Origin of the sequence: Flavobacterium sp. K77 (genome assembly GCF_021608205.1) — a bacterium.
GTDB classification, from domain to species: Bacteria; Bacteroidota; Bacteroidia; order Flavobacteriales; family Flavobacteriaceae; genus Flavobacterium; species Flavobacterium turcicum.
The window spans coordinates 579,466-599,766 of the sequence record NZ_JAKIHO010000001.1; the positions used below are offsets into that span (position 1 = coordinate 579,466).

Here is a 20,301-nt window from a genome sequence, read left to right on the forward strand (position 1 = left end):
ATGAATATGACAATGACCGCAGAGGAGCAAAAAGCACGTAGCAATAGGTCGTATAAGCTGATCTTATTGTTTGCTATGGTGAGTATGACTATGATGTTTGCTGGACTTACTAGTGCGTTTGTAGTGAGTAAATCAAGGGCAGATTGGTTGAAAGATTTTGAATTACCAAGTGCATTTTATTACAGTACAGTTGTAATTATTGCTTGTAGTGTTACCTTTCATTTGGCTAAAAAAGCAATTCAACGAAACAATCAAAGTGCTACGACAGGTTTTCTTTTAGGGACCTTAGCTTTAGGACTTTTATTTGTATTTTTACAATTCGAAGGCTTCGATCAAATCGTACAAAGTGGCTATTATTTCACTGGTAGCGGAAGTTCAATTACAACAACATTTTTGTATGTTGTAACTGTTGTGCACTTGTTACACCTTGCTGGCGGTGTGATTTCGCTGTTAATTATAATTTATAATCATTTTAAACAAAAATACAATTCATCTCAAACCCTTGGTATAGAACTCGGTGCAATGTATTGGCACTTTTTAGACTTATTATGGGTTTATTTGTTTTTGTTTTTATATTTCTTTAAATAAGAAAAAAACGTAAATTTGGGAACTTTTTAACGAATAACTTTTATGGAAGCGACAGTTACTACTGCAAATAGTGAAGAAAAAACTTGGGGAGGCGGCAATGAGCCAATGGGAGCAAGTTATGGTAAATTAATGATGTGGTTTTTTATCGTATCAGATGCCTTAACGTTCTCTGGATTTCTAGCGGCTTACGGTTTTTCTAGATTTAAATTTATTGAAACATGGCCAGTGGCTGATGAGGTGTTTACACACTTTCCGTTCTTACACGGAGTTTCAGCGCCTATGTATTATGTGGCGTTGATGACGTTTATTTTGATTTTCTCATCTGTAACAATGGTTTTAGCTGTTGATGCAGGGCACCAAATGAAAAAGAACAAAGTGGTTATCTACATGTTTTTAACAATTATTGGTGGTTTGATTTTCGTAGGTTCTCAAGCTTGGGAGTGGAAAAACTTCATTAAAGGTGAGTACGGTGCAATCGAAACCAAAGGTGGTAGTTTACTGCAGTTTGTTGATAAAGATGGTAAAAGAGTTGCCTTAGCAGAGTTTGCTGCTACTCTTCCTGAAGAGAGAGAGCAACTAACTCGCAATAAAGCAAAGTGGTTCATGGATGAACCTACTTTACCTTCTTATTCAGTTGCTGAAGTTCAAGCTGGTTTCAAATCGCATCCAGATATCTTAATTCGTACTGAAGTATTGAATGAGAAAAAACAAAAAACAGTTCTTTCTAGAAAAGAGTCAGAGGCTAGATTAGCAGATGCTCACTATGTTGTTGAAGGAGCTAACTTGATTAGAAACGAGTACGGAAGTAAATTATTTGCTGACTTCTTTTTCTTTATCACAGGTTTTCACGGTTTCCACGTATTTTCTGGAGTGATTATTAATATTATCATCTTCTTTAATGTGTTATTAGGAACTTACGAGAAAAGAAAAAGTTATGAAATGGTAGAAAAAGTTGGATTATATTGGCACTTTGTCGATTTAGTTTGGGTTTTCGTATTTACAGTTTTCTATCTAGTTTAATTTCAAAAAGTAATTATCATGTCACACGATCACGTATCAAATACTGGTAGAATCTGGAAAGTTTTCGGAATCTTATCTGCAGTAACAATTGTTGAAGTTATTTTAGGTATTTTGAAGCCAGAGTCTCTTCACATGAACAGTTTAATGGGTATGAACTTGCTAAACTGGATTTTTTACGCTCTTACTTTATACAAAGCGTATTATATTGTTTGGGCATTTATGCACATGGAAGGCGAAAAAAGTTCTTTGAGAGCATCAGTAGTTTATCCAGTTATCTTTTTAGTATTATACCTTCTTTTTATTCTTTTAACAGAAGGCGATTATATTTATGAGGTTTTTAAAAATTCAACAATTAAATGGAATTTTTAACAAGATATTAATTCATGAAAAGGGTACGCATTGCGTACCTTTTTTTATTTTTGTACTCTAATAAAAGTAGCTCATTCAATGAAAAAAAATATAGTTCTTTTTGTTCTTTTTATCCTTCCTATCGTAGCTTACTTATTTTTTGCTTCGGGTGTAAACGGATATACTAAATTGCCGACAATAACTCCAAATACTGCTGATTTTGGAAAATGGGAAACATTAGACGGTAAACCTATTACGCTAACCGGTAAGGTAACTATTTTAGGTTTCTCAGGTTTTGAGTTGTTAAAAAACAGAGGAAATCTTTTTAATTTAAATCAAAAGATATATCAACGTTATCATGAGTTCAAAGATGTTCAATTTGTGATCTTATGTCCGAAAGGAACAGAGCAAGATGCTAAAAAGGTAATTTCTGCGCTGGGTGCTTTTACTGATGTGGCACAATGGCGTTTTGTTTTTGCCACGCCAGAAGAGATTTCTAAATATTATGCTCAGTTAAACTTGGTTGAAAAACTTGATGATAAATTTGGCACACCAAAAGTATATATCGTTGACAAAAAACGAAATTTACGTGGTCGTAAATTGGTAAAAGATGTGATGGAAGGGTACAACACATTTCATCCAGCTGAATTAAGTAATGAAATGTTAGATGATTTTAAAGTCATTTTGTATGAATACAGAGCAGCTTTAAAAAAGAATAACAATGCTTCACGAAAAATTTAAAATTCTTCTTTTATGTTTAAAAATAAATCGTACATAGGTATTTCTTTTATTGTTTTGATATTTGGTATTTATGCTATCCCTAAAATTGTTCAACGCATTAAAACAGATAAAGTAGTCCAAGGTGATCGTTTAGATCGTGTAAATCCTGTTACTGCTGATGATGATAAGTTGATTAAAATAGGGCCAGCACCTCGTTTTGAATTAACTAATCAAGATAACAAAAAGATAAATAATGACACGTATAAAGGTAAGGTCTATGTTTTAGAGTTCTTTTTTGTGAGTTGTCCTACTATTTGCCCAAAGATGAATGAGAGTATGTTGCTCATTGAGAAAAAGTTTTTTGGAAATCCTAACTTTGGTATAGCATCAATCACTATTGATCCCGATCATGATACTGCTGAAGTTTTAAAAGATCATTCTAAATTACTTGGTGTTCGCTCTTCAAATTGGCATTTTTTAACGGGTAAAAAAGACTATATTTTCAACTTAGCTAATAAAGGTTTTAATTTGTATGCAGGTCAAAATAAAAAGGTAGCGGGTGGTTTTGAGCACTCGGGTCTTTTTGCTTTAATTGATAAAAACGGAAATATCCGTTGTAGAAATGATGAGTTTGGTAATCCAATATTGTATTACGATGGACTTGATAAAATGGGAGTAAGAAACATTCAGCAGGATATAAATATTTTATTAAAAGAGTAAAATGGAAAATAGAACTTTAGAACAAAAATACAACAAGTGGATTATCGTAGTGTCAATTGTTATTCCTGTAGTGGTAGCAATTTTATTTGGCGTTAAATTAAAAGATTTTGGTTATAATGTAGAGCCTTTGTCTTTCTTGCCGCCTATTTACGCTACAACTAATGGTTTAACGGCTATTTTGCTTGTTGCTGCTGTGATGGCCATAAAAAACGGAAACAGAAAGTTGCACCAAAGTTTGATGACGGCAGCTATCGCCTTGTCTTTGGCTTTTTTGGTGATGTATGTTGCTTATCATATGACAGCAGATTCAACTAAATTTGGTGGTGATGGAGCTATTAAAGCAGTTTACTTCTTTATATTAATTACACACATTGTTTTATCTATTGCTATAATCCCAATGGTATTGATTACTTATGTGCGTGCGTTATCTCAAAGATTTGATGCGCACAAAAAAATTGCGAAAATAACTTTTCCTATTTGGTTGTATGTAGCGGTAACGGGTGTAATAGTTTATTTAATGATTTCTCCTTATTATGTACATTAATTCTTTAAAGACAAGAAATAGCGTAGCTGTAAAAGGATGGCGCTCAAGTACACTATTAATAGGATTGCTACTCTTTTTATCGTCTAACATAGTTTCTGCGCAATGTGCCATGTGTAGAGCTGCATTAACTAGTGATGATAATACTACCCAAGCTGCTGCCGTTAATGATGGTATTGTTTATTTAATGATAATACCGTATCTGTTAGTAGCTGTGATTGGTTTCATGATTTACAAAATGAAAAAGAAAAAGGCATAATTAAAATTTGCTGTTTAGGGTACTTATTCAAATCCATCAACGGTGATTTGTACGTTACCGTCTAATTTTAAGTAAGCTAAAATCGCTTGATTAGTAAGTGCTACTTTTTTAAATTCGATGTCTTGCATTTTTCCATTGACAAAAACTCCCGGCATTGGTGAATAATTCATCAAGTAATTCTTGATGTTTAGTTGTGCTTCGTCTAAATTCGGCTTTATTGAATACCTACAACTTTGCTCTATTTTTTTCAAAATTAGTCCTTGTGCCAGCCAGTTGGCGGTGCGCGTAAGTTTATTTTTTGTGTCTAGCGCGTAATCTAAATTTTCAAAATAGATTTCTTTTTTCTGCTCATTGTACGCTGGGATTCCGGCTAAATACAATGTGCCATTTACAGTGCCTTGTACTTCTAGAGCAATTATCATTTTGCCGTTTTTGTGCCAAATGTCTACTTTGTTTACTTTTACTTTTTTGTTGCCGGATCCAAATTCTTGGTCACTAAAGTTTTTAGTCATTAGTCGTGATGCTTCTTGATATCCTGAAATTGCAACAATGTTAGCTGATAGTTGTTGTGGAGTTTTTGGGACAGTTTTTAGTGCGATTTTGTTGGCATTGAATTTAGAATCTGGCTTTTTGCCAATTATGGTCTCCATATTGCACTTTAAACCCATGTCTAATAAAATTGTTCCATTTTTTAGTTTTGCAGTTGTTGTATATAATTCTAGAGGTGCAATTCGTAACCAACTTTCATAAGTTTCACTTAACTGAAATGGTTGGCAAATTTTCTCTAAGGCAGCTAAAACATTCGGTTTGAAATCGAGTGATTTAGCAATAGCATCATCAATTTTCTTTTCGATTTTTGATTTAAAAAGTTGAACCGTTGGGTTGATTAAATAGGTAACTGGCACGTTTTTACCTAAAACAACCATACTCGGACTTTCGGTCCAATCTAATGATTTTAATGTAGTTTTGGTGTTTAGTTTCCAGTTTACTAGCTGGACATCACTTTCTAATGTGATGATTCCATTTAGGTTAAATTCGCGCGTATCATAAAGTTCGATTCCCATTTTTTTAGTGCCGAGGCGGTACTTAATGTTTGCTTTTAGCGGTAAAATAGTTTTAATTTTTCCAAAAGCATCTGTAATTTGAATCGGAGCTTGTTTCCAGACTTTCATTTCGATATCGTCATCATCGATTACATTGTCTTCATATATCAATCCATTTAAGCTTGTATTAGTTTGCTTTTCGATGTCTCTTAATTGTACCGAAATGGGTAAATTGATAAATGAAATCTGGCTTTCGTATTGCAATGGAGCCGCATCATCAGGTTCAGGTTTGAGCGTGTTTATTTTTGAAGTACTCGAGCAGGACACAACAAAAAGAGCTGTTATTATAACGAAAAAAGAACTTTGTAATGTTTTCATAAATGGGAGTTGTAGTAGCAAAATTAAGCAATCTATTCTTTTTTTAATTTTTTTTGTAACAAATGCTTACTTGCCAAGTCTAATTGAAGAATTACAGTTGTAGTGTTGCATTTTGTTAAGCATTGATTTCGCACAAGAACTAAAATGTTAAATTTTTTTGCAGTTGTCCTGCAATTTCATTCGAATTATATGAAAAATAAAAGTTGTATCGGTTTCATTTGTATGGCGTTACTCAGTTTGTCAGCTCATGCTCAAACTAAGAAATGGACCTTACAAGAATGTGTTAATTATGCCATTCAAAATAACATTTCTATTAAACAATCGGAGTTAGATGCCAAAACTGCTTTGATTGATAAGCGAAGTGCCGTTGGTAGTTTTTTACCTTCAATTAATGCAAGTACTTCGCATTCTTGGAATATTGGTTTGAACCAAGATATTACAACAGGTTTGCTGCAAAATCAAACTACACAATTTACCTCTGCTGGGGTGAATGTGGGAATAGATATTTACAAAGGTTTACAAAATCAGAACCGATTACGTAGATCCAATTTATCTCTTGTTGCTGCAAAGTATCAATTGGTCAAAATGCAAGAGGATATTGCTTTAAACGTAGCCAATGCTTTTTTACAAGTGCTTTTTAATAAAGAAAATTTGAAAGTGCAAAAAGAACAATTGGACATTAATGAAAAGCAATTCTCTCGTTCAGAAGCTTTGGTAAAAGCTGGTTCGATACCAAGAGGTGATTTGTTGGATATTAAAGCTACTGTTGCTACGAATAATCAAAACATAATTGCAGCTGAAAATGCATTATTGATTTCTAAATTGAGTTTGTCTCAATTATTACAACTTAAGGAATTTGAAAATTTTGATATTGTTGATGATACCGATGTAAAGGATGAAAATAATATCATGATGCAAACTCCCAATGCCATTTACAGCAAAGCTCTTGAAGGTAGAACAGAATTAAAGATTGCAAAAACGAATTTAGAACTTGCGGAAAAAGATGTTGTTATTGCAAAAGGAGCCTACCAACCAACTATTCAAGGTTTTTATAGCTTTAATTCTAGGGTTGCATATAGTGATAGAGTTGTGGGTGTTGTGCCTAATGCAGCAAATCCAACTTCGCAAATTGGTGTTGTTGAAGGAACAAATCAAAATGTTTTAGCTCCTAATTTCACAAGAGTTTTAGGAAAACCTGCTCCATTTTTTGATCAGTTTAGTGACAATAAAGGTCATTCTTTTGGAGTGCAGTTGTCAATTCCAATCTTGAATGGATTATCTGTAAAAAATAATGTTGACCGTTCTAAAATTAATGTTGAGCGATCTAAGATTGCTGTTGAGCAACAAGATTTAGATTTGCAACGTAATGTGTACACCGCCTTCGCAGATGCAAAAGGAGCTTTAAAATCATACGAGTCTGCCATTACGGCAATAGAGGCTAGACAAAATGCGGTTGATTTTGCTAAAGAGCGTTTCAATGTGGGTTTAATGAACTCTTTTGATTTTAATCAAGCCCAAACCTTGTTGACCAATGCCCAATCAGAAGTATTAAGAACCAAATACGATTATATATTTAAAATTAAAATTTTAGAATTCTACTTTGGAATTCCTCTTATCAAAAACTAATTATTATGTCAAAGAAAACAGTTTATATTTTAATAGGTGGAGCAGTAGTTGTTATTGCTAGTTTGGTTATACTTTCTAAAACAGGTGTAATCGGTAAGAAAGATGTAGGAACCGAAGTGGAGATTGCACAAGTAAATCCGTTAACAATCACTGAAACCGTTTCTGCAACGGGTAAAATTCAACCTGAAATTGAGGTAAAAATTTCTTCTGAGGTTTCTGGAGAGATTATCGCACTCAATGTAAAAGAAGGCCAAGTTGTAAAAAAAGGAGATTTATTGGTTAAAATTAATCCTGATTTATATACTTCTGGATACAATAGGTCTGTTTCTAACTTATCAGGAACAAAAGCGAATTTGAACCAAGCCGATGCTTCTTACAAAGAGGCAAAAGCCAATTATGATCGTAATAAAACTTTATTCGACAAAGGAATTATTTCTAAATCAGATTGGGATAAAGCCATCGCTTCGTTCGAAGTAGCAAAAGCAAGTAAACAAAATGCGTATTATAATGTTCAAAGCGCCTCTGCAACCGTAAATGAAGCTAAAGATAATTTAGGTCGTACGACAATTTACGCACCGGCAGATGGAACAATTTCGATGTTAAATGTTGAGCTAGGTGAGCGCGTATTGGGAACGCAGCAAATGACGGGTACTGAAATATTACGAGTTGCCAACTTAAATAATATGGAAGTTGAAGTAGATGTAAATGAAAATGATATTGTCAAAATAAAAGTAGGAGACGAGGCTAATGTAGAAGTTGATGCTTATTTGAAAAAACAGTTTAAAGGAATTGTAACTAGTATTTCTAATTCGGCAAGTTCAGCACTTACAGCAGATCAGGTTACAAATTTTAAAGTAAAAGTGCGTATCTTAAAAGAGTCTTACGAAGATTTATTAGAAGGTAAGCCTGACACCTATTCCCCTTTTAGACCAGGAATGACCGCTACAGTTGACATTATCACTGAGCGTAAGGCAAACGTTCTATCAGTGCCGATTAGTGCAGTAGTTGTAAAGTCAGATACAACAGCAGTAAAAGATATCGTAGTAGCCGATGTTGAAGAGGATAAAAAAGAAACAGCTCCTAAAAGTGATAAAAAACTAGAATGCGTTTTTGTAAAAGTAGGTGACAAGGCTAAAATTAGAATTATTAAAACCGGAATTCAAGACGATACCAACATCGAGGTTATATCAGGTTTGAAAAAAGGTGACGTTGTAATTACTGGTCCTTACGCTACCGTTACAAAGGAGCTCAATTCAGGTGACAAAGTTGCCTTGATGACAGATAAAGAGAAAAAAGGCGACACAAAAAAATAAAGCAGTTGTTTTAAACTAGCATTTTGAAATCACAATCATAAAATCTAATTTTGTGATTGTGATTTTTAATTTAACAAACACCCAACTTTGAGCTACATCCTAAATATTGAGACCGCTACTAAAAATTGTTCTGTTTCTCTTTCAAATAATGGGCAGACCATTGCATGCAGAGAGATTGCTGAAGAAGGATATTCACATGCGGAACGATTACATGTTTTTATAGAGGAATTGATAAATGAAGCCGGAATTAGTTTTAAAAATTTAGCGGCAGTGGCAGTAAGTCAAGGTCCGGGTTCTTATACAGGATTAAGAATAGGAGTTTCGGCAGCAAAAGGATTGTGTTTTGCTTTAAATATTCCCTTAATTGCGGTAGATACTTTGCAAGTGTTAGCCTCGCAAGTAACACAAACTGAAGGCTACATAGTTCCGATGCTAGACGCACGCAGAATGGAAGTGTACAGTGCAGTTTATGATAGTAGCAAACAATTAGCTAGGGTTATAAAAGCCGAAATTATCGACGAAACTTCTTTTGAAGAATTACAAGGAACTGTTTATTTAGTCGGTGATTGTGCTGAGAAATGCAAGACGGTTTTGACTAAAAGTAATTTCGTATTTTTAGAAGACGTAAAATTTCCTTCTGCCAAAGATATGAGCTCATTTAGTTTCGAAAAATTTCAAAACCTCGATACTGAAGATGTTGCTTATTTTGAGCCTTATTATCTAAAAGATTTTATGGTGAATACTCCAAAAGCGAAATAAAACAATATTTTTTAAAGTTTAGGTTACACCGAAGCTTCTTTAACATACGGTTGTATAACGATTCCTGCTGCATCAAAAGCTTCTTTACAATTTTGAAGCACTTCTGCATACATGTCCCAAAAATCCTCACTTGTGGCCCAAGGACGAACTGCAAGTTGAATCGAATTATCTGTTAGGTTTTTTACACTTACATTTGGAGCGGGATCTTTCAGTACTTTTGAATTATTCTGAAGCACTTTTTCGATAATTTCAATCGCTGTTTTAATATTGGTTTCGTACGAAATGGCAATTGTCAAATCAGCACGGCGTGTTTTTTCAATCGAATAGTTGATAATATTTCCGTTTGAAAGAGAACCGTTGGGTACAAAAATAGTTTGGTTATTTGCAGTTATTAACTTGGTAACAAAAATTTGAATGTCGGTCACTGTTCCGGTTACGCCCTGTGCCTCGATGGTATCATTAACACGAAACGGCTTGAATAAAATAATTAGCATGCCACCCGCAAAATTGGATAAGCTTCCTTGTAATGAAAGACCAACAGCCAAACCCATTGCTCCTAGAATTGCAACAAATGAAGAAGTTTCAATGCCTAATTTGGATATAAAAGAAACAAAAAGAATAACGCGCAAAACCCAAATTAAAATATCTGATAAAAAACGGGTCAAAGTAGGGTCAAGGTCCCGACTTACCATGATTTTATTGATAAATCGGTTGATTAATCTAATCAAGTACAAGCCCACAAAAAGGATAATAAACGCCGAAATTAATTTGGGAGAATAATCTACCAAAACGGTTATGAAATTTTCAATATACGAACTGAGTTTATTGGTATCTACTATCATGATGAAGCTAAAAAAAACCTTCTCAATAGTGAGAAGGTAGGTTGTTTGCAAAAATACAAATTAATTTAGAGTATCAAAACAAGTCTTTATTTGCGAAGCTGCGTCGCTTTTAACATAGTTTGATTTTAATTAATTTATAGGTCTTCGGCTTTATCTTTTAGTGTTTCAGCTGTGTCAATAATCTTGTTTTCTGCAGTATTGATTTTGTCCTCTGCTGCTTCTGCATTTTCTGCTACTGTTTCTTTAAGTTGTTCTGCAGTTTCGGTTGCTTTGTCTTCAATTGTTTCTAAAGTATCTGAGGTTGCTTCTACTGCTTTTTCTTTAACTTCTTCCAAAGCGGCAGTAGCTTCATCTGTTTTGTCACTGAATTTTTCTTTGATAGTGTCAATACCATCGCTGATTTTTTCCTTAGCTACATCAGCGAATTCCTCAGCTTTTTCAACATAAGGTGCGGCTGATTCTTTCACCTTGTCTATGGTGTCGCCAACTACTTCCTCGGCTTTTTCAAGATATGGTTCAGCAGTTTCTTTGGCATTTTCAATTGTCTCTGACACAAAAGTTTCTGCTTTCTCCACATAAGGCGCTGCACTTTCTTTTACATTGGCAGCCGTTTCGGCAACAAATGCTTCTGCTTTATCTAAATAAGGCTCTGCCGCTGCGCTTACTTCTTCTAGTTTTGATTCTGCTTGCTCTACTAACTCAGAAGCACTTTCTTTGGCGCTGCCAAATAAATTTTTAAAAAAGCTTGATAATCCCATAGTTTAAGTTTTTGATTAATAGGACAATAGTACACTTTTTTTGGCAAATACGAAACTTCCTTTGCTAATAAATTAATGGCAGTACTTTTATTACTGAATGTTGCTTACTTGTTGGGAAATGTGTTGTTTTTTTAAATAAAAAATGGAAGCTTTCTGTAGAAAACTTCCATACTTCGATTTTAAAATAGATGATTTATTAGGCGTTAATCGCTTCTACTTGAATAGCATTGTCGTTTAACATGCTTTTCAACATATTTTCAATACCGCTTTTTAAGGTAAATGTTGATGACGGACATCCGCTGCAAGCGCCTTGCAATATTACTTTTACTACTTTGTCACTTTCGTTATAAGAGTCAAATGCAATATTTCCTCCATCGGCTTGAACAGCTGGTTTGACATACTCTTCTAGAATATTGATAATTTGTTGCGAAGTAGCATCCAAATGATCAAATTCTTGTTCTTTGATACTCTCGTTTGCAATTACCGCTGCCACATAATTTTCATCTAAAACTTGACCGCCGTTTTCAATAAATTGCTTAATGAAGGATCTAAGTTCTAATGTGATTTCTTGCCAATCATTGATTTCATATTTGGTAACCGAAATATAATTTTCATCGATAAAAATTTCTTTTACATAAGGAAATTTAAACAATTCTTTCGCTAGAGGAGAAGAGGCTGTTTGATCGATATTTTTAAACTCAACTGCTGTTTTGGTAAGCATTTTACTTACTACAAATTTCAAAGCAGCTGGATTTGGAGTTGATTCTCCATATACGTTTACTGGTTGTTTTTTGGTACGATTTTCATCTTCAATGATGATTTTACCACCATCTGCAACAAATTTCTCAATTTGCTCCGCAACAGCGTCTTGTACATCAGTCCATTCAACAATGCTGAATCGTTCAATAGCAACAAAATTACCTGAAATGTAAACCGTTTTCACAAATGGTAAATAAAATAATTGTTGTGCTAATGGTGATGATTTTGCTTCATCGATGTTTTTGAATTCAAAGTTCTCATTTTGTGTAATAAAATCTTGAAATTCAAATTTTAATATTGTTGGGTTTTGTGTTTCTTTTATGCTAACTTTGTTCATGAGTGTTCAATTTTATGCAAATTTACTAAAGTTATTTTCTACGAATACTTACTTTTGGTTTTTTAATGAATAAATTAACTTTAGTTTAAATCAGATAGATAAAATGAATAGCTGTTGATAGCTAAAATTAGATCATCTTAAAGCAACAGTGATGCGTAAACAATTAATACCGTTTTTATTCCTCCTATTTTTTACTCAAATATCTTTTTCGCAAGAAGGAATTCCTGTTTACTCTGATTATTTATCGGATAACTATTACCTAATTCATCCCTCAATGGCAGGTGCGGCCAATTGTGCTAAAGTGAGACTTACAGGACGAAAGCAATGGTTTGGTCAGCAAGATGCGCCAGAGTTACAAACTTTAAGTTTTAATGGTCGTGTAGGAGAGAAAGCAGGAGCTGGTGTCATACTATTTAACGATGTTAATGGCTATCATTCTCAAAAAGGAGTAAAGTTTACTTATGCTTATCATTTGATGTTTTCTCGTGATGAAATCGATTTAAATCAATTGTCATTTGGAATGAGTGCTGGGTTTATACAAAGTCAGTTAGATGAGACTTCTTTTTTGCTCTCGGGCGATTTTGACCCGAATATCAATGGTACTATTGTTCAAAAAGATGCTTATTTTAATTTTGATATTGGTGCTTCATACAATTATTTAGATTTTTATGCACATGCTACGGTAAAAAATGCAGTAGAAACTAGGCGATCAATTTACACCGAGTACGAAAGTGACAATTTGCGAAAGTATCTCTTAAGTGCAGGATATGTTTTTGGAGATAAAAACAAAATTTTATGGGAACCATCTTTGTTATTTCAAATGGTCGAAAAAACCCAAGAAAAATCCATTGATATTAATTTAAAGGCCTACAAAAATATGGATTTCGGCCGTTTGTGGGGTGGTTTGTCTTACAGACGCAGTTTTGATGGAGCAGAGTTCTTAGATAATGGAAGTATCGCTTCTCAAAAATTACAGTATATAACGCCTATTGTTGGTGTTAATTTTGATTCAGTAATGGTTGCCTACACTTATTCTCAGTTGTCAGGTGCGGTGAAATTCGATAATGGTGGATATCATCAAATAACTTTAGGAATTGATTTGTTTTGTAAGCCAGTCAAATACGAATGCAATTGCCCTGCAATTAACTAAATATATGAAAGTTATAAAAGCTGTTAATGGTAAGTTTCCTGTAATTCCTGAGGACTGTTATGTTGCCGAAAACGCAACAATTGTTGGTGATGTTCGTTTTGGATCACAATGTAGCGTTTGGTTTAATGCGGTGTTGCGTGGCGATGTCAATTCAATTCAAATAGGGAATAAAGTCAATATTCAAGATGGTGCAGTTGTGCATTGTACCTATCAAAAACATCCAACTGTAATTGGTAATAACGTTTCAATAGGTCATAACGCCATCGTGCACGGTTGTGTTATTCATGATAATGTGCTTATTGGTATGGGTGCCATTGTAATGGATAACTGCGTGGTAGAAAGTAATGCGATAGTTGCTGCAGGTTCTGTGGTTACTCAAAATACAGTGGTAGCCTCTGGAACTATTTGGGCAGGTGTTCCAGCCAAAAAAGTAAAAGATATTGATCAGTCTGATTTTGCAGGCGAAATTGAAAGGATATCTAATAATTACGTTTTGTATTCGAGCTGGTTTAAATCAGAGGAATAATTTAAAAATCTTTCGCACTAACTTTAAATGGTGCGCCTATAATTTCTTGTAAAACTCTTGGATTTGTATTGGTGTAAAATAGTGGCTCAGGCTTGTGTGAGTCAGATAAACCTACTTTTTCTTGAAGCACAAATTGAGTCTGACGCGCTACAGCTTGACCAGAATCAATAATTTGTATGTGCGCTGGTAAAATCTTTTTTATTTGCGGAATTAAGTAGGGATAATGACTACAGCCCAATACTAGATAATCTATGTTTGCAGCAATCATCGGGGTGAGATACGATAATAAAAGTGCTGTCATCTCTAGTGAATTCATAGCGCCACTTTCTATCAAAGGAACTAATCCGTGGCCTACTTGTTCAATTATTTTAGTGTTTTGGTACTTGGCTACCGTGCTATGAAATAAATCGCTATTTAGCGTGCCTTGTGTTGCTAGTATTCCTATTACTTGTGTTTTAGAATGAGTCACGGCTGGCTTTATAGCTGGCTCAATCCCTATAAAAGGAACGCTGTAGCGCTGACGTAATTCTTGAATGGCATTTGTAGTTGCGGTATTGCATGCTACAACAATCAGTTTACAATTAAGATCTAAAAGATAGTCGGTATTTTTCATACTTAGAGCAATAATGTCTTCCTTCGGTTTTTGTCCGTAGGGTGCATTTTTACTGTCTGCTAAGTAAATAGTTTGTTCGTTAGGTAATAACTCATGTACGGCAGACCATATAGAAGTTCCTCCTACTCCTGAATCAAATATTCCAATTGGTTGATTGTTGCTATTCATAAAAGCAAAGTTACTGTTTGTAGTAACATTTGCAATATGGTTACAAAAAAAAACTGCTCTTATCTCATAGAGAAAGAGCAGTTTTTATTCATATTATTAGATTATTAAAAACCTAAATCTTTTTTAACGTCTGCAGTCAAGTTTGGTCCGTCTGCAAGTAAAAGTGAAGATCCGTCTAAGATATATTGGAAACCTTTAGCTTTTCCTACCTTTTGAATAGAAGCTCTCACTTTTTCCATTAATGGTTTCATGATGTCTGATTCTTTTTGCTGTAATTCTTTTTGAGCATTGTCTCTGTATGCTACAATTCTAGTTTGCATTTCTTGAACTTCTTTAGAACGCTCACCATTTACAACTTCAGTTACAGTAGCAGCTTCAGCTTCGTATTTTTTTAATTTACCTTGGTATTCATCTACCATTTTTTTGTAATCAGCGTCGTATGTAGTAGTCAATTTTTCTAATTGTTTTTGACCATCCAAAACTGCAGGCATTTTTGTCATGATCTCACTAACATCAACGTGAGCTGTTTTTGCTTGCGCATTAATTGTCTGGTTTGCTCCCATCATTAAAACTGCAGCAATTAATAGAGTTTTGATTTGTTTCATCGTTTTTAAAATATTAAGTAAGTAATTAATTATTGGTTGATTTTTCTTTTAATTGTTCTTCTTTTGCTTTTTTCGCTGCTTCGCGATCTTCTAGCGTTTTCTTTCTTTTTGCTTCAAAAGCTTGCTTGCGATCTTCAATTACCTTTTTTCTTTCTTCAATCAATTTGGCACGATCGGTTGCAGCTTTTTGTTTTGCCTCTTCGGCTGCTTGCTTCGCGCTATCAACTTTAGAATTCGTGTCAGTAGCTGTTGTACTAGCCTCCTTTGCTACATTTGCAGAAACCGTGCCACTTTTTTTGGCAGCTCTTGCTTCTAGCATTTGCTTGCGTTTGTCATCGAACTCTTTCTTCTTTTGTTCTTGTAAAGCCTTTCGATCTTCAATAAGTTTGTCTCTCGCTGCTTTTTTCTCTTCTAGTGCTTTTTGTCTCTCGGCTAAAACAGGATTGTCGTCAATTGCATCTTCTTTGCTTTCTCGAGCCTCTGCTTCTTTTTGTTGCTTTTTGGTAAGTTGCTCTCTTTTTTCAGAACGTGTTAAAGAACGTAAAACTTGCTCACTAATGTCAAATTTTTTCGCTGAATAAAGCATAGTTAAATCAGAAGTTTTGTCAAATATAAAATCATACTTTAAGCGTTCTGCAATGTCTTGTACTGCTGTGAAAACTTGATCTTGTATTGGCTTAGCTAAAACTGATTTTTGATTAATTAAATCTCCATTTGCTCCAAAGCGCTGCTGTTGGTAGTCAGAGTTTTCTTTTTCTAAAAAACGAATTTCAGTTTCTCTTTCTTCAATTAATTCCTTTGTTAATAGAGCTTTTTCAGACTTCAGCGCCTCTTTTAACTTGTTGATTTCATTCGTTTTTGCATCAATTTCTGACTTCCATTTTTGAGCTTTTATTTCCAATTGGTTTTTTGCTTCGGTGTAGTCAGGTACATTTTGCAAAATGTACTCCATATCGATATAACCAATCTTTGTACCTCTTGTTTGTGCAGAGGCTGTTTGCGCTAGTACAAAGGCTAAAAAAAGTAACAAAAATTGTTTTTTCATATCAATACGTTGTTAAATGATAGATGTTATCAGTATTAAAACTGTTGTCCAATGATAAAGTGTGTTTCCCATCCGTTTGCTTTTGCTTGTCCTGGTAAAGCATCAAAGCCGTGCCCAAAGTCAATACCTAATAAACCAAACGCTGGCATGAATACACGTAGACCAATACCTGCTGAACGGTTTAATGCAAATGGATTATAGGTTTTAAAATCACTAAATGCTGCTCCGCCTTCTAAGAATGCTAAAGCATAGATAGATGCAGATGATTTCAATGTAATAGGATAACGTAACTCCAAAGAGAATTTGTTGTACACTGTTCCTCCAATTTGTTCTCCTCTTTCATTAGTAGGAGTAAGGGAGTTATTAGGATAACCTCTTAACTGAATATTCTCACGACCGTCCATTGCAAAGTTAGCTAAACCATCACCTCCCAAATAGTATCTTTCAAAAGGTACAGCTCCTCGCGCTTGGTTGTAAGCACCTAAGAAACCAAACTCAGACAACACGCGTAGAACGATTTTACCATATAGTTTAGTATACGTATCAGCTTTGAATTTTACTTTATAATATTCTAACCAATTGAATCGTTTTTGATCTACTTTACCTTGGTCAACTGCAGCCAAACGGAAGTCTGTTTCTGCTACTTTGTTCCCATTTGCATCTACCAAATCCCCAATTGCCACTATATTTCCATTAGCATCGGGAACATTTTGTCTATCAGTTGTATTTCTTAATTTGTATTGCTCTTGATCACCTAGTGAAGCATAATCCACTCCATTAAACAAAGAGTACGGTGGTGTAACTTTTGCCGAAAGGCTGAATTCCGAACCATAGGTTGGGAAAATAGGGTTAACACCTTTACTGTTTCTAGTTAAAGCTACTGTGTAAGCTAAATTACGAGAAGTTCCGTTACCAAAGGTAAAAAGACCTGTGTTGTAATTGTTTAATGAGTAGTGTTGGTAACTTACAGATTGTGATAATACAAAGAAATCATCTGGAACTGTAAGTCTTTTTGCTAGTCCTACAGATAAAGTAAGAATGTCAAAACTTCTGGTTCTATCAGCTCTTTGAGTGATAAAGTTATTCAAAAACTGTTTACTGTAAGATAATGATGTACTGAAAGAAACGGGTTTTTTACCTCCAAACCATGGCTCCGAAAATGATAAGCTGTAGGTTTGAAAAAATGTACTTGCTTGCAAACGTAACGATACTTTTTGTCCGTCTCCCATTGGTAAAGGTTTGTAGGCTTCCTTATTAAACATATTTCTTGCTGAGAAGTTGTTAAATGATAGTCCTAGTGTTCCAATAAATCCGCCACCGCCGTAACCACCTTGTAGTTCGATTTGGCTAGATCCTTTTTCTACTAGGTTGTATTCAATGTCTACTGTTCCAGCACCAGAATCTACGTTTTTAAATTTAGGATCAATTGCTTCTGGATCAAAGAAACCTAACTGTCCAATTTCACGGATTGTACGAACTAATAAATCTTTGCTGTATTTTTCTCCAGGTTTAGTTTGTAATTCACGGTAAATGACGCGGTCATTTGTTTTGTCGTTACCTACTGCTGTAATTTTATTGAAATAAGCAATCGGTCCTTCGGTAATTCTAATTTCAAAATCTATAGTGTCATTTGCGGTTTTTACCTCAACTGCGTTAACATTTGAGAACAAATAACCACTGTTTTGGTATAGGTTGGTAATGTCTTCGCCGTCTGGTTTTGTTTTGTCAGCAATTCGTTTTTCAAGTAATACACCATTATAGGTATCTCCTTTTTTAATTCCAATAAGTCTTGCTAAACCTTGATCGGTATAAATTGTATTTCCTAAAAATTTAATATCTCCAAAATAGTATTTGTTTCCTTCTTCTAATTTGATTTTGATATCTAAAGCATTTTTTTGTTCATTGTAAACAACAGAATCAGACACTATTCTGGCATCACGAAAACCTCTTTCTTTGTAAGAAGCAATTACTTTTTCAAGGTCAGTTTTGTATTTGTCTTTAATGAATTTTGAAGCTTTTAAAATTCGAATAGGATTTTTTTGCTTCGTGTCTTTCATTGCTTTACGAAGTTTTTTATCAGAGATTTTGTTGTTGCCAATAAAATCAATCGAGCTAATTTTAATTTTTGCACCTTTATCGATGCGAACTAGCATGTTTACTTGGTTTGTTGCGCTAGTGTCTTTATTAGTGTTGATGGTTACTTTTGTATTAAAAAAACCATCCTTACGGTATTTGTTTTCGATATAATTTTTAGTGGTAGTAATTAAATTTTCGTTTACTACTTTTCCTTTATTTAAAGAGTTGTCCTTAATAAGGCCTTCTATCTTGCTTTTTTTAACACCAACAATTTTAACTTGGTTTAGTTTAGGGAGTTCAACAATATTTAAATCTAGATATATACTGTCGTTTTGTATCTTATTTACGTAAAAAGAGATCTCGTCAAACAAACCTAATTTTCCTAATTTTTTAATTGCAGCACTAATTTGCTCCCCAGGAATTGTTATTTCCTGACCTTTTTGCAAGCCAGTAAATGTAACTACCGTTTGGCTATTAAAACTTATGTCACCTACTACAGCTACATCTGCTAAAATGTATTTTTTTCCTTGATCAAACGGAACACGATCTTGTGCTTGAGATTGAAAAAAACTGATAAAAAATAAAACGCTAAGTACGGTTTTGATGCTCTTATTTAACACTAAAAAATTATTTAATTTGTTCACTTGTTTTTCCAAATCTACGTTCTCTTTTTTGATAACTAATGATAGCCTCATATAAATCCTGTTCTTTAAAGTCTGGCCACAATGTATCAGTAAAATACAACTCTGAGTAGGCTATTTGCCACAGCAAGAAATTACTTATTCTATGTTCTCCACTTGTTCGTATTAATAAATCTACGTCGGGTAAATTTTGCGTGTAAAGATGCTCATTAATAATTGAATCGTCAATACTGTCTATTGAAATTATATTATTTTTAACTTTACTACAAATCTTCTTCATTGCAGATACGAGCTCTTCTCTGGAACCATAACTGAGGGCCAAAGTTAAGGTCATTTGGGTGTTGTTTTTTGTTTTTTCCATAACATCCAACAACTCTTTTTGCGCAGATTTTGGTAGCATTTCTAAATTACCAATAGCGTTGAGTTTGATGTTATTTTTTTGCAGGGTAGTCAATTCTTTTTTTAATGAATTGATTAAAACTTTCATCAATGTTTCTACCTCAAGTTTGGGTCTGTTCCAGTTTTCTGTCGAAAAAGCGTATAACGTTAAAAACGGAATGCCCAATTTTGCAGTTGCTTCAATAATCACTTTCACAGATTTTGTTCCGCTTTGGTGTCCTAGTGCTCGTAAAAGCCCTTGCTGTTTTGCCCAACGTCCATTGCCGTCCATAATGATGGCAAGATGTTGTGGTAATCTTTCTTTATTGATCGTTTCTACTAAATTCATTTTTTATTCTGCACAATAACAGGGCGACTTACCAAAGGTGTAGGTAAGTGTTAGTCCTGAAAAAACGTACCAATCATTATTATTTATATTCCCAAATTTTTCATTAAAACTTCCGTCCATGTTATCGCTTTGGCTGTATCTTGCTCCTGCTTCTATCGCCAAGATAAATTGTGGCATTACGGTAGCTTTCAGTCCAACAATCATCGGAATCGCAATTGATTTTTTTCGTTCACTTCTTCCCGTTATTTTTACATCCGCAAAATCATTTGTCAATGTAAAACTATCAAAAAAGTAACTTAAACCTGTTGCTACATAAGGGGTAAGTTTTGGCTTTCCTTCATGTAGATTAAAGTCGAAAAAATTAAATTCAAGACCTAAAGATAGTTCTTTTACGTTGTTTTCTAAGTTGAAGCCGCGTTCATACCTACTTACTTCCTTTGAGTCAAAGTCTCTAGAACTAATTTGCGACTGTATGTATGAAATTCGATACGAGTGTCTCGGACTTTTATTCCACTTATACAAAATTCCAATAGCAGGTTCATTGGGATTGATGTAAGTTGTTGGTCCAATGTCTCCTATGTAATTACTCCCGCCAAGAAAAACGCCAATCTCATGAATTTGAGCTTGTAGGTTTGTCAAGGAAAACAGACTTAGAAAAATAATAAAAATCTTCTTCATTAAATCAAAAATTGCGTGCAAATATAATAATAATCACTTCGATACAATGCCCAATCTGTTA

The 20,301-nt window shown here is 34.1% G+C and carries 22 protein-coding genes; 12 read left to right on the top strand and 10 right to left on the bottom strand.

Going from position 1 to position 20,301, the window contains the following annotated elements:
- The 7 genes from L1S34_RS02500 (at position 1) to L1S34_RS02530 (ending at position 4,196) form a co-directional block, all read left to right on the top strand.
- Positions 1 to 588, top strand: a complete 588-nt coding sequence (locus tag L1S34_RS02500; protein ID WP_166133103.1) for a cytochrome c oxidase subunit 3 — start codon at positions 1 to 3, stop codon at positions 586 to 588.
- A 42-nt stretch (positions 589 to 630) separates the two neighbouring features.
- Positions 631 to 1,608: a cytochrome c oxidase subunit 3 gene (locus tag L1S34_RS02505; protein ID WP_236362680.1), complete on the top strand. Its 978-nt coding sequence runs from the start codon at positions 631 to 633 to the stop codon at positions 1,606 to 1,608.
- A gap of 18 nt (positions 1,609 to 1,626) precedes the next feature.
- Positions 1,627 to 1,977, top strand: coding sequence for a cytochrome C oxidase subunit IV family protein (locus L1S34_RS02510; protein WP_166133107.1), 351 nt, complete (start codon positions 1,627 to 1,629; stop codon positions 1,975 to 1,977).
- Between the two features lie 78 nt (positions 1,978 to 2,055).
- The gene (locus L1S34_RS02515) at positions 2,056 to 2,697 is read left to right on the top strand and encodes a hypothetical protein (RefSeq protein WP_236362682.1); all 642 of its coding nucleotides are present in this window, start codon (positions 2,056 to 2,058) and stop codon (positions 2,695 to 2,697) included.
- A 12-nt stretch (positions 2,698 to 2,709) separates the two neighbouring features.
- Entirely contained in the window at positions 2,710 to 3,396 is a 687-nt protein-coding gene (locus L1S34_RS02520; protein WP_236362685.1) for an SCO family protein, read from the top strand.
- Position 3,397: 1 nt separating this feature from the next.
- A complete protein-coding gene (locus L1S34_RS02525) occupies positions 3,398 to 3,940 on the top strand; it encodes a DUF420 domain-containing protein (RefSeq protein ID WP_166133113.1) in 543 nt (180 codons plus the stop codon).
- On the top strand, positions 3,930 to 4,196 hold the full coding sequence (locus tag L1S34_RS02530; protein WP_236362686.1) for a hypothetical protein: 267 nt from the start codon (positions 3,930 to 3,932) through the stop codon (positions 4,194 to 4,196). The genes L1S34_RS02525 and L1S34_RS02530 overlap by 11 nt, the downstream gene beginning before the upstream one ends.
- A gap of 23 nt (positions 4,197 to 4,219) precedes the next feature.
- Here the strand turns inward: L1S34_RS02530 and L1S34_RS02535 are convergent, their stop codons facing one another.
- Positions 4,220 to 5,617: a DUF4403 family protein gene (locus L1S34_RS02535; protein ID WP_236362688.1), complete on the bottom strand. Its 1,398-nt coding sequence runs from the start codon at positions 5,615 to 5,617 to the stop codon at positions 4,220 to 4,222.
- A 189-nt stretch (positions 5,618 to 5,806) separates the two neighbouring features.
- Here L1S34_RS02535 and L1S34_RS02540 point away from each other — a divergent pair, with 189 nt between their 5' ends.
- The 3 genes from L1S34_RS02540 to tsaB all read left to right on the top strand — a co-directional run bounded on the left by L1S34_RS02540 (position 5,807) and on the right by tsaB (position 9,315).
- A complete protein-coding gene (locus L1S34_RS02540; protein WP_236362690.1) occupies positions 5,807 to 7,243 on the top strand; it encodes a TolC family protein in 1,437 nt (478 codons plus the stop codon).
- Positions 7,244 to 7,248: 5 nt separating this feature from the next.
- Complete coding sequence (locus L1S34_RS02545; protein WP_166133121.1) at positions 7,249 to 8,556, top strand: efflux RND transporter periplasmic adaptor subunit; 1,308 nt, start codon at positions 7,249 to 7,251, stop codon at positions 8,554 to 8,556.
- An 87-nt stretch (positions 8,557 to 8,643) separates the two neighbouring features.
- A complete protein-coding gene (gene tsaB, locus L1S34_RS02550; RefSeq protein WP_236362692.1) occupies positions 8,644 to 9,315 on the top strand; it encodes a tRNA (adenosine(37)-N6)-threonylcarbamoyltransferase complex dimerization subunit type 1 TsaB in 672 nt (223 codons plus the stop codon).
- Positions 9,316 to 9,338: 23 nt separating this feature from the next.
- On the opposite strand, the gene L1S34_RS02555 is transcribed toward tsaB, so the two are convergent.
- From L1S34_RS02555 to L1S34_RS02565, 3 genes are all read right to left on the bottom strand, one after another.
- Positions 9,339 to 10,157 (bottom strand): mechanosensitive ion channel family protein, encoded by an 819-nt coding sequence (locus tag L1S34_RS02555; protein ID WP_236362694.1) that lies wholly within the window; start codon positions 10,155 to 10,157, stop codon positions 9,339 to 9,341.
- A 134-nt stretch (positions 10,158 to 10,291) separates the two neighbouring features.
- Complete coding sequence (locus L1S34_RS02560; protein WP_236362696.1) at positions 10,292 to 10,915, bottom strand: apolipoprotein A1/A4/E family protein; 624 nt, start codon at positions 10,913 to 10,915, stop codon at positions 10,292 to 10,294.
- Between the two features lie 196 nt (positions 10,916 to 11,111).
- Positions 11,112 to 12,011, bottom strand: coding sequence for a NifU family protein (locus L1S34_RS02565; RefSeq protein ID WP_166133129.1), 900 nt, complete (start codon positions 12,009 to 12,011; stop codon positions 11,112 to 11,114).
- A 151-nt stretch (positions 12,012 to 12,162) separates the two neighbouring features.
- Between L1S34_RS02565 and L1S34_RS02570 the strand changes: the two genes are divergently transcribed.
- Positions 12,163 to 13,161, top strand: a complete 999-nt coding sequence (locus tag L1S34_RS02570; protein WP_236362698.1) for a PorP/SprF family type IX secretion system membrane protein — start codon at positions 12,163 to 12,165, stop codon at positions 13,159 to 13,161.
- Positions 13,162 to 13,165: 4 nt separating this feature from the next.
- Positions 13,166 to 13,687, top strand: a complete 522-nt coding sequence (locus L1S34_RS02575) for a gamma carbonic anhydrase family protein (RefSeq protein WP_166133133.1) — start codon at positions 13,166 to 13,168, stop codon at positions 13,685 to 13,687.
- 1 nt (position 13,688) lies between these two features.
- Here L1S34_RS02575 and murI read toward each other — a convergent pair whose 3' ends face one another.
- The 6 genes from murI to L1S34_RS02605 all read right to left on the bottom strand — a co-directional run bounded on the left by murI (position 13,689) and on the right by L1S34_RS02605 (position 20,240).
- Complete coding sequence (gene murI / locus L1S34_RS02580; RefSeq protein WP_236362700.1) at positions 13,689 to 14,468, bottom strand: glutamate racemase; 780 nt, start codon at positions 14,466 to 14,468, stop codon at positions 13,689 to 13,691.
- 104 nt (positions 14,469 to 14,572) lie between these two features.
- Positions 14,573 to 15,073 (bottom strand): OmpH family outer membrane protein, encoded by a 501-nt coding sequence (locus L1S34_RS02585; RefSeq protein ID WP_236362702.1) that lies wholly within the window; start codon positions 15,071 to 15,073, stop codon positions 14,573 to 14,575.
- 25 nt (positions 15,074 to 15,098) lie between these two features.
- Positions 15,099 to 16,118 (bottom strand): OmpH family outer membrane protein, encoded by a 1,020-nt coding sequence (locus L1S34_RS02590; RefSeq protein ID WP_236362704.1) that lies wholly within the window; start codon positions 16,116 to 16,118, stop codon positions 15,099 to 15,101.
- Positions 16,119 to 16,153: 35 nt separating this feature from the next.
- A complete protein-coding gene (locus L1S34_RS02595) occupies positions 16,154 to 18,889 on the bottom strand; it encodes a BamA/OMP85 family outer membrane protein (protein ID WP_236362706.1) in 2,736 nt (911 codons plus the stop codon).
- A complete protein-coding gene (locus L1S34_RS02600; RefSeq protein ID WP_236362708.1) occupies positions 18,822 to 19,562 on the bottom strand; it encodes an isoprenyl transferase in 741 nt (246 codons plus the stop codon). The genes L1S34_RS02595 and L1S34_RS02600 overlap by 68 nt, the downstream gene beginning before the upstream one ends.
- Positions 19,563 to 19,565: 3 nt before the next feature.
- Entirely contained in the window at positions 19,566 to 20,240 is a 675-nt protein-coding gene (locus L1S34_RS02605; RefSeq protein WP_236362710.1) for a DUF6089 family protein, read from the bottom strand.
- Between the last annotated feature and the right edge of the window lie 61 nt (positions 20,241 to 20,301).

Bases quoted from the DNA above. Each gene is read 5' to 3' on its own strand.
- L1S34_RS02510 (WP_166133107.1), top strand. From the start codon at position 1,627: ATGTCACACGATCACGTATCAAATACTGGTAGAATCTGGAAAGTTTTC.
- L1S34_RS02585 (WP_236362702.1), bottom strand. From the start codon at position 15,073: ATGAAACAAATCAAAACTCTATTAATTGCTGCAGTTTTAATGATGGGA.
- L1S34_RS02565 (WP_166133129.1), bottom strand. From the start codon at position 12,011: ATGAACAAAGTTAGCATAAAAGAAACACAAAACCCAACAATATTAAAA.
- L1S34_RS02540 (WP_236362690.1), top strand. From the start codon at position 5,807: ATGAAAAATAAAAGTTGTATCGGTTTCATTTGTATGGCGTTACTCAGT.
- L1S34_RS02520 (WP_236362685.1), top strand. From the start codon at position 2,710: ATGTTTAAAAATAAATCGTACATAGGTATTTCTTTTATTGTTTTGATA.
- L1S34_RS02535 (WP_236362688.1), bottom strand. From the start codon at position 5,617: ATGAAAACATTACAAAGTTCTTTTTTCGTTATAATAACAGCTCTTTTT.
- L1S34_RS02575 (WP_166133133.1), top strand. From the start codon at position 13,166: ATGAAAGTTATAAAAGCTGTTAATGGTAAGTTTCCTGTAATTCCTGAG.
- L1S34_RS02570 (WP_236362698.1), top strand. From the start codon at position 12,163: ATGCGTAAACAATTAATACCGTTTTTATTCCTCCTATTTTTTACTCAA.
- L1S34_RS02505 (WP_236362680.1), top strand. From the start codon at position 631: ATGGAAGCGACAGTTACTACTGCAAATAGTGAAGAAAAAACTTGGGGA.
- L1S34_RS02595 (WP_236362706.1), bottom strand. From the start codon at position 18,889: ATGAGGCTATCATTAGTTATCAAAAAAGAGAACGTAGATTTGGAAAAA.
- L1S34_RS02545 (WP_166133121.1), top strand. From the start codon at position 7,249: ATGTCAAAGAAAACAGTTTATATTTTAATAGGTGGAGCAGTAGTTGTT.
- L1S34_RS02605 (WP_236362710.1), bottom strand. From the start codon at position 20,240: ATGAAGAAGATTTTTATTATTTTTCTAAGTCTGTTTTCCTTGACAAAC.
- L1S34_RS02560 (WP_236362696.1), bottom strand. From the start codon at position 10,915: ATGGGATTATCAAGCTTTTTTAAAAATTTATTTGGCAGCGCCAAAGAA.
- L1S34_RS02515 (WP_236362682.1), top strand. From the start codon at position 2,056: ATGAAAAAAAATATAGTTCTTTTTGTTCTTTTTATCCTTCCTATCGTA.
- L1S34_RS02555 (WP_236362694.1), bottom strand. From the start codon at position 10,157: ATGATAGTAGATACCAATAAACTCAGTTCGTATATTGAAAATTTCATA.
- murI (WP_236362700.1), bottom strand. From the start codon at position 14,468: ATGAATAGCAACAATCAACCAATTGGAATATTTGATTCAGGAGTAGGA.
- L1S34_RS02525 (WP_166133113.1), top strand. From the start codon at position 3,398: ATGGAAAATAGAACTTTAGAACAAAAATACAACAAGTGGATTATCGTA.
- L1S34_RS02530 (WP_236362686.1), top strand. From the start codon at position 3,930: ATGTACATTAATTCTTTAAAGACAAGAAATAGCGTAGCTGTAAAAGGA.
- L1S34_RS02590 (WP_236362704.1), bottom strand. From the start codon at position 16,118: ATGAAAAAACAATTTTTGTTACTTTTTTTAGCCTTTGTACTAGCGCAA.
- L1S34_RS02500 (WP_166133103.1), top strand. From the start codon at position 1: ATGAATATGACAATGACCGCAGAGGAGCAAAAAGCACGTAGCAATAGG.
- L1S34_RS02600 (WP_236362708.1), bottom strand. From the start codon at position 19,562: ATGAATTTAGTAGAAACGATCAATAAAGAAAGATTACCACAACATCTT.